Origin of the sequence: uncultured Eudoraea sp. (assembly GCF_947258925.1) — a bacterium.
In the GTDB taxonomy this organism is placed as follows: domain Bacteria; phylum Bacteroidota; class Bacteroidia; order Flavobacteriales; family Flavobacteriaceae; genus Eudoraea.
In genome coordinates this window covers 1-7,779 of record NZ_CAMYKG010000038.1, presented here as the reverse complement: position 1 = coordinate 7,779, position 7,779 = coordinate 1, and the positions used below count along the sequence as shown (strand labels likewise).

The 7,779-nt window shown below is 37.7% G+C and carries 8 protein-coding genes; 7 read left to right on the top strand and 1 reads right to left on the bottom strand.

Annotation, left to right across the window (positions count from 1 at the left end; all coding sequences use genetic code 11):
• The 7 genes from Q0X77_RS12770 to Q0X77_RS12740 all read left to right on the top strand — a co-directional run.
• The coding region (locus tag Q0X77_RS12770; RefSeq protein WP_297797955.1) for an NAD(P)-dependent alcohol dehydrogenase at positions 1 to 691 on the top strand (691 nt) is incomplete at its 5' end.
• 96 nt (positions 692 to 787) lie between these two features.
• Complete coding sequence (locus tag Q0X77_RS12765; protein WP_297797953.1) at positions 788 to 1,306, top strand: DUF502 domain-containing protein; 519 nt, start codon at positions 788 to 790, stop codon at positions 1,304 to 1,306.
• Between the two features lie 198 nt (positions 1,307 to 1,504).
• Entirely contained in the window at positions 1,505 to 2,287 is a 783-nt protein-coding gene (locus Q0X77_RS12760) for a DUF4239 domain-containing protein (RefSeq protein ID WP_297707841.1), read from the top strand.
• Between the two features lie 402 nt (positions 2,288 to 2,689).
• The gene (locus tag Q0X77_RS12755) at positions 2,690 to 3,571 is read left to right on the top strand and encodes a J domain-containing protein (protein WP_297707843.1); all 882 of its coding nucleotides are present in this window, start codon (positions 2,690 to 2,692) and stop codon (positions 3,569 to 3,571) included.
• 2 nt (positions 3,572 to 3,573) lie between these two features.
• Positions 3,574 to 3,873 (top strand): chaperone modulator CbpM, encoded by a 300-nt coding sequence (locus Q0X77_RS12750; protein ID WP_297707845.1) that lies wholly within the window; start codon positions 3,574 to 3,576, stop codon positions 3,871 to 3,873.
• 63 nt (positions 3,874 to 3,936) lie between these two features.
• Complete coding sequence (locus tag Q0X77_RS12745) at positions 3,937 to 4,869, top strand: mechanosensitive ion channel domain-containing protein (protein WP_297707847.1); 933 nt, start codon at positions 3,937 to 3,939, stop codon at positions 4,867 to 4,869.
• Positions 4,859 to 6,451: a serine hydrolase gene (locus Q0X77_RS12740; protein ID WP_297797951.1), complete on the top strand. Its 1,593-nt coding sequence runs from the start codon at positions 4,859 to 4,861 to the stop codon at positions 6,449 to 6,451. Before Q0X77_RS12745 ends, Q0X77_RS12740 begins: the two co-directional genes overlap by 11 nt.
• A 61-nt stretch (positions 6,452 to 6,512) precedes the next feature.
• On the opposite strand, the gene Q0X77_RS12735 is transcribed toward Q0X77_RS12740, so the two are convergent.
• On the bottom strand, positions 6,513 to 7,779 hold a 1,267-nt coding region (locus Q0X77_RS12735), incomplete at its 5' end, for a GTPase (RefSeq protein ID WP_366939220.1).

Here is a 7,779-nt window from a genome sequence, read left to right as displayed (position 1 = left end):
TTCTTATGCTGAATATATGGTATTCCCGGCCAGCAAGGGTATATCAACAATGCCTCAAGGTTTTAACTATCAACAAGCCGGGGCTTGTATAGAAGGTGCTCATTATGCATATAATATTATTAATAAAGTAGAACTCAGAAAAGGTCAAAAAGTATTGATCAATGGCGCCTCTGGGGGCATAGGAACCGCCACGGTTCAATTGTTAAGGCATTTTGGTGCAGACATCACTGCGGTCTGCAATACGAAAAATATAGGTCTGGTGAAATCATTGGGCGCAAATAAAGTTATTGATTATACAAAAGAAGATTTTACCAAAGATTCCGAAAAATACGACCATGTGTTTGACTGCGTTGGAAAAAGTACTTTTGGTAAATGCCGCCCTATTTTAAAACCCGGAGGAGTTTATATCTCTTCTGAACTGGGTCCCTGGTCTCAAAATATTTTTTACTCACTTATTTCAGCCATTTTTGGCAAAATACCCGGAAAGGAAGGAAAAAAAGTAAAATTCCCGTATCCCCCCAATATTCTGCGAAGCATAAAGTTGGTTAAAAAATTAATAGAGGAGGGTAAGTTTAAATCCGTAATAGATAGGTCTTATCCGCTGGAAGAGATTGCAGATGCCTTCAGGTATGTGGAAAAAGGACAAAAAACAGGTAATGTTTCGATCATTGTAGATGATGATTTGGAATAACAAAGTTGATAAACAAGGGTTTAGTTGTCATTAGGAATATTTTTACGAAATTGACCTAATCATTACAAACTTTATATAATTTCCAAAATTACTTCTATGAAAAGTATTATATCCTTTGTTAAAACAACCCTTATTGGAGGGTTTTTTCTTGTAATCCCTTTGGTATTGTTCATTTTAATTATTGACAAGGTCCTGGATATTTTGCGAAAACTGGTCGCACCCATTACGGATTTGATTGCCAAAACAAAAAAAGCCAACGAATTAAAGAAATGGATTGAAGCAAAAGTGCTGTCTAAAATCCCGGGCTATACCCTTTTAAAAGGAATGACCGAATCTGCAGTAGGCATGGAATCAGAGGATCTTAAAGATGTCGTTCTTGTAGATATTGAAGAGGTCTGGCAAATAGGGTTCTTAATGGATGAAATAGATGATGAACTAAGTTCCGTTTATATCCCCGGTGCCCCAAACCCGATGTCTGGTGATGTTTTTTTTGTTAAAAAGGAACGCCTTAAGAAATTAGATTTACCCCAATTTAGTGCCATGAAAATTTATAAAAAGCTGGGGTTAGATGCCGGGAAGATCCTTAAAGATAAGATTAATAAAACATCGTTTTGACTGAAACATATACGGGAAGAATTAAATACCTTATCACTAATAATTTGGTGTAGGTCGGTCTACAATTTTTATAAATACAATGTTAACTTTTATTTCTATTTTAGATCAACTTTACCTTCGGTGATATTATCTCTGAATTTATAAGAAGAATCCAGCAGTAAGTATGACTTTGACGCTAAATAACCCAGAAGATAAAATATGACCACCTCCATTTTTGATTCCTTATCCATTCCTGTTGTTTACTTAGGTCTTTGTATTTTGTTAATGATAGGTTTTGAAATTGGTTATCAAATTAGCAGGCATTCCAAGGTATTTAAGGAAGAGGTAGAACCCGCTACCCTTACCCCTATGATTGGGGGACTAATTGGAGTATGGGGGTTTCTGCTGGCTTTTACTTTTTCAATTGCGACAGGACATTTTAACCAGCGCAAGCAACACGTCCTTGAAGAAGCCAACGAAATTGGAACTGCTTACCTTAGGGCAGATCTCATTGATACTATTTATCAAAAAGAGGTAAAGCCATTGTTGAGGGAATATGTAGACACTCGCCTAAGGGCCGTGAGTAGTCTTAATATTAACAATGAACTCATAAAATCTGTTGAGCTCCATGACCTTTTATGGCGCGAAGTATCCGCGGCGGCTTTAGCTAAACCCAATACCAATACGTCAATGATGATACTATCGATCAATAACATTATTGACCTGCATGAAAAACGAGTTACGGCAGGGTTACGCAACCGGATTCCCATGAGCATATGGATAACAATTATTGCCATTTCATTTATGACCATGATAACAATTGGAATAAAGGCAGGATTTACCAAACCCAGGGGTTTGATTGCTGTAGTGCCTATGATATTGGCATTTGCTGCCCTTACTACACTTATTGTAGATCTTAACCGCCCTCAAAAGGGATTATTTAAGGTTGGGCAACAATCAATGATTTCCGTTCAGAAAAGTATGCAGGCGGATGCAAAATAATCCACACCCCAGCAAATCGAAAAATTGGTATCCCAATTGAATTGATCTTAAAAGAATTAATTCAGATATAGGATTAAAAGTTCCGGTGCCATATTGCGTTTATTGTCCTTACCGGATTGTAAATATGGTTACATAAAGCCAATACTAATAACTCACCTGAATCTGGCAATTGCACATATTTATTAACCAATTTTTTGCTGGTTTTACGATGTATTTTTTACTAAATTTATATAAGCTGCATATCCTAAATTATTTTAATATAGCGGTTTTGCGAAAGGGCATAACGGTTAGGGAAATCTGCTCATTTGCTTAAATCAATTCCGGTTTATCAGGACAATAATAGATTACATTTTATAAAACAGGAATTGATATCCTTTTAGAAAATATAATAGCTTAAACTGCATGACCTATATAGATTATTACAAAGTCTTAGGAATAAATAAAAAAGCTTCGGAAAATGATATAAAAAAGGCCTATAGGAAGATGGCCAGAAAATATCATCCAGATCTGAATCCAAATGACAAAGAGGCTGAACGAAAATTCAAAGAAATAAATGAAGCCAATGAGGTATTAAGCAACCCGGAAAATCGCAAAAAGTATGACAAGTACGGGAAAGATTGGAAGCATGCGGAAGAATTCGAAAAAGCACAACAGCAACAGCAATATCAAAGAAGTCGCAGCAGCCATGGCCAGTATTCGGGAGAAGACTTTTCAGATTTCTTTAGCTCCATGTTTGGTGGGGGTTCTGCAGGAGGTCGGGGTAGAAATGTACAATTCAGAGGACAGGACTATAATGCGGAATTACAACTGGAATTAAAAGATGTCTATCGGACCCATAAACGCACACTTACTGTTAATGGCAAAAATATTAGATTGACCATTCCGGCTGGGGTCAAGAACGGGCAGGTTATCAAAATTAAAGGTTACGGCGGAGAAGGAATAAGAGGTGGCCCCAAGGGAGATTTACATATTAAATTTTCTATCCTTAATCACTCCAGGTTTAAACGTGATAAGGACAATTTATACACCACTGTGGAACTGGATTTGTATAAAGCCCTGTTAGGAGGTGAAGTCGTTATAGATACCTTCGATGGAAAAGTAAAACTGAAAATAAAACCCGAGACCAAAAACCTGACCCAGGTAAAATTAAAAGGGAAAGGCTTTCCCGTGTATAAAAAAGAAGGTAAATATGGTGATTTGTACATAACCTATCAAATCAAATTACCCACCAATCTTTCGGCTAAGGAAAAGCAACTATTTGAGGAATTGGCAAAACTAAGATAGCTATGAAAATAAAAGAATATATTCCAATTGGTGAGCTTTGTAAACACTATAGGGTGGAAATTTCATTTTTTACCAAATTACACGAGGAAGGCTTAGTAAAAATTACAACGCTTGAGCAAACGTCTTATCTTCATCAGGATACAATAGGAGATGTTGAAAAATTTATTCGGCTCCATCAGGAATTAAATATTAATACGGAGGGCATAGATGCTGTTTGCAATTTGCTGCAAAAAATAGATAATTTAGAAAATGAACTGAATAAACTGCATAACAGGTTGCGTTTGTACGAAAGTGATTTTTGAGAATGTATTAATTCTGCTAGAATATTACTATTAAATGGGCTATAATAAAGCAATTTTAAAATTATGAAATCTTTGGAGCTTGTTAAACAATGGCTGGAAGCTCATCCTTCTTCTGCAATATTTATGAAATATATTGCTTTGGTTCTATTGGTAATTGCGTTTATTCAATTCCTGAGAAGATTTATTCGTAAAAATTTACCAAACACCAAGGTCAAATATAAGTCCCAAAAAGGAATAGAAGTAATTGGTTATTTGATCCTGATAATTTTAACACTCTCCTATTTTACCGGAAATATTAAGGACTTTACATTGGCTATAGGTCTATTATCAGCAGGGGTTGCAATTACGCTCCAGGAGTTAATTTTAAGCATTGCGGGGTCTTTGTACATCTTCTTTGTAAAAGTATACAAACCCGGCGATAGGATAGAGATAAATGGAATTAAAGGTGATGTCATTGATATAGACAGTATTTATACCACCATGATGGAAATTGGGGAATGGGTTAGCAGTGACAATTACAGCGGAAGAATAATTAAATTGAGTAATGCTTTTGTTTTTAAAGGCCCCATCTATAATTATTCAATGGACTTCCCTTTTATTTGGGATGAGTTTAATTTACCCATAAGATATGGGTCAGATATTGAGTTAGCAAAAGAACTTGTAATAAAAGTGGCAACTGAAAATTTGTCTGAATATGTGGCAAATTCCGTCGCCAAATGGAAGGATGTGGTTGATCGATATTATATCGAAGATGCCAAGGTTGAACCTACCCTGGCCATAAGCATGACCGACAATTGGGTTGAGTTTAACCTTAGGTACATTGTCGATTACAAAAAAAGGAGGGTTACAAAACATATTTTAAATGAATTGATTGGTAAAGAATTTGAAAAAACCAACGGTAAAGTTGTTTTGGCTTCCTCCACTTTTGAAATAGTGCGAATTCCAATGGTAAATATTAACGAAAAAGATATAACGCCTACAGAAAATGACAATTAGAAAACAGCATTACATCCTCTTTTTTTTACTTTCACTCCTAATTTCTTGCAACTCCCCGCAAACAGCAGAGCAAAAGGTTGAAACTCCTACCAGGCTCGTCTCAAAAACCTATCGAGCCCCAATTTTCTCAATCGACAATCGTTTAGACAAAATAAAAAGTATTGCTCCACAGATCCATGAAATGATAGAAGCGCATGCCCTGGAGCGAAAAATACCAGGGGTGGCCTATGGAATTGTTGTGGATAATAAGCTGGAGGTAAGCGCAGCCACAGGATTACTAAACATAAACGAGGAAATACCGGCTACTACCAAATCCGCATTTCGTATTGCCTCCATGAGCAAAAGTTTTACGGCTATGGCAATTATTAAATTAAGGGATGAAGGGAAGTTATCCCTTAATGATCCTGTCGAACAGTATATCCCGGAAATGGCAGGTCTGGAATATCTCACAGCCGACGCTCCTGTAATAGATATTGAAAACCTGATGACGATGACAGCAGGATTTCCTGAAGACAACCCCTGGGGCGACCGCCAGTTAGATGAATCTGATGAAATGCTGACAGATCTTCTAATGGAAGGTGTTTCGTTTTCAAACCCTCCCTCCTATAAATTTGAATACAGCAATACAGGCTATGCGCTATTAGGAAATATTATTAGTCGTGTTTCCGGGATGCCCTACCAACAATATATTAATGAGAACATCTTACACCCCCTTGGCATGAAGCAAACCTATTGGGAATTCGATAAAATTCCAAAGGAGCAATTGGCCATAGGATATCGATGGGAAGATGATCAATGGAAATTGGAACCCATGCTTCATGACGGATCTTACGGTGCCATGGGAGGATTAATAACTTCTATAGAAGACTTTAGTAAGTATGTTAGTTTTCACCTTTCTGCATGGCCGCCAAGGAGTGACGAGGATAGGGGCCCTGTAAAACGAAGTTCGATTAGGGAAATGCATACACCTCAATACTCCGGATTGAACGCTGAAGCCACAGATTTTAATGGGGATCCGTGCCCATCCGTTTCAGGATATGGTTACGGTTTAGGAATCCATACCAATTGCAAAGGCCTAACATTAGTAAGACACGGTGGAGCCTTACCTGGTTTTGGTAGTAATTATGTGTTCTATCCTGCCTACGGTATTGGGATTATGGCTTTTGGGAATCTCACCTATACAAGCCCATGGCCGCTTAAGAAAATTGAAAAATTACTATTTGAAACGCTGGAACTGACTCCTCGCAAGCTTCCTGTATCAAATATTCTAATGGAAAGGCAGCAGCAGGTTAACCAGCTCATTCAAACATGGAATCCTGATTTAGAGAGAGAACTCATAGCCGAAAATTTTTATCTTGATAAATCCCGTGAACACAGAATGGCCGAAGTAAAGGAAATTTTTGAAGAGGCCGGTGCAGTAATTAGTACAGATGAGATTCATCCGTATAATCAGCTCCGCGGCAGCTATTACATTGAAGCAGAGAATGGAGTCATTCAAGTTTATTTTACCTTAACCCCTGAAAAAGAGGCAAAACTGCAGCAACTTTACTTATCATTTGAATCAAAAGAAATTCAAAAATAAGTAAAGAGCGTATTACCGCTCTTTACTTTATTAGAATAATTTGGAGAGTGCATTAATCGACTTAATGAACCACCTCTTCCAGGCCTATTTGAATATTTCGCTTCACCAAAAATTCTTCTATAACTTTTTCAAGGCTTGGTTCTCCAATGGATTGTAGGTTATAAAAAACCCGGGTACTTGGTTTTCTAATATTGATAACCCTGCTTAAATCAATAGGCGTACCAATGACGATGGCATCGCAATCACAGCTATTAATAGTAACTTCTAAATCCCTAAGTTGGTCATCACCGTAACCCATTGCAGGTAATAACTTTCCAATTTCCGGATAAGTCTCAAAGGTATCCTTTAATTGTCCTACGAGGTATGGCCTGGGATCTACAATTTCAGAAGCTCCAAATTTTTCCGCAGCCAATGTGCCGGCTCCAAGTTTCATGCCCCCGTGTGTTAATGTTGGTCCATCTTCGACAACCAGTACTTTTTTGTTTCTTATAACCGAAGGATCCGCTACACTTATCGGTGAAGCCGCATCTATGACAGTTGCAGCAGGAACTACCTGAGCAATAACTTTTCGAAGTTTATCAATGTCTTTGGGCTCTGCACTGTCTATCTTATTTATAACAGCAATATGTAAATCAGGTACATAGAATGGAAAATCGTTGTTTCCACCATCCCATACAATAATGTCACAACCATCCGGATCATTTTCAGCAGCCCTTACTATATCTTCATAATCCACACCGGCGTAAATAACATTTCCTCTTACAATATGGGGTTCATACTCTTCCATTTCTTCAATAGTACAGTCGTATCTTTTTAAGTCATCAAGGTTTGCATAACGTTGCACCCTTTGTGCCTCAAGATCTCCATAGGGCATTGGGTGCCGGATGGCGACAACTTTGAGTCCATTTTCAATAAGAATTTCAATTATGCGCCTTGCGGTCTGACTTTTGCCACACCCGGTTCTTGTAGCACCAACACTAATCATGGGCTTCGTACTTTTAATTGAGGTTTCCTTTCTACCTAAGAGGACAAAATTTGCCCCGGCAGTATTGACAAGTGCACTTTTGCTCATCAGATCGTTATAGGAAACATCCGAGTAGGAAAAAACCACATCGTCGATTTTCAAATCCACAATGAGTTCTTTAAGGTCTTTTTCATCATATATTGGAATGCCATCGGGATATAATTTCCCTGCCAGTGAGGCTGGATATTTACGGTTTAAAATATTTGGAATCTGAGCGGCGGTAAAAGCTACCACTTCAAAATTCTCATTGTTCCTGTAAACAGTATTAAAGTTGTGGAAATCACGGCCGGCAGCGCCCATGATC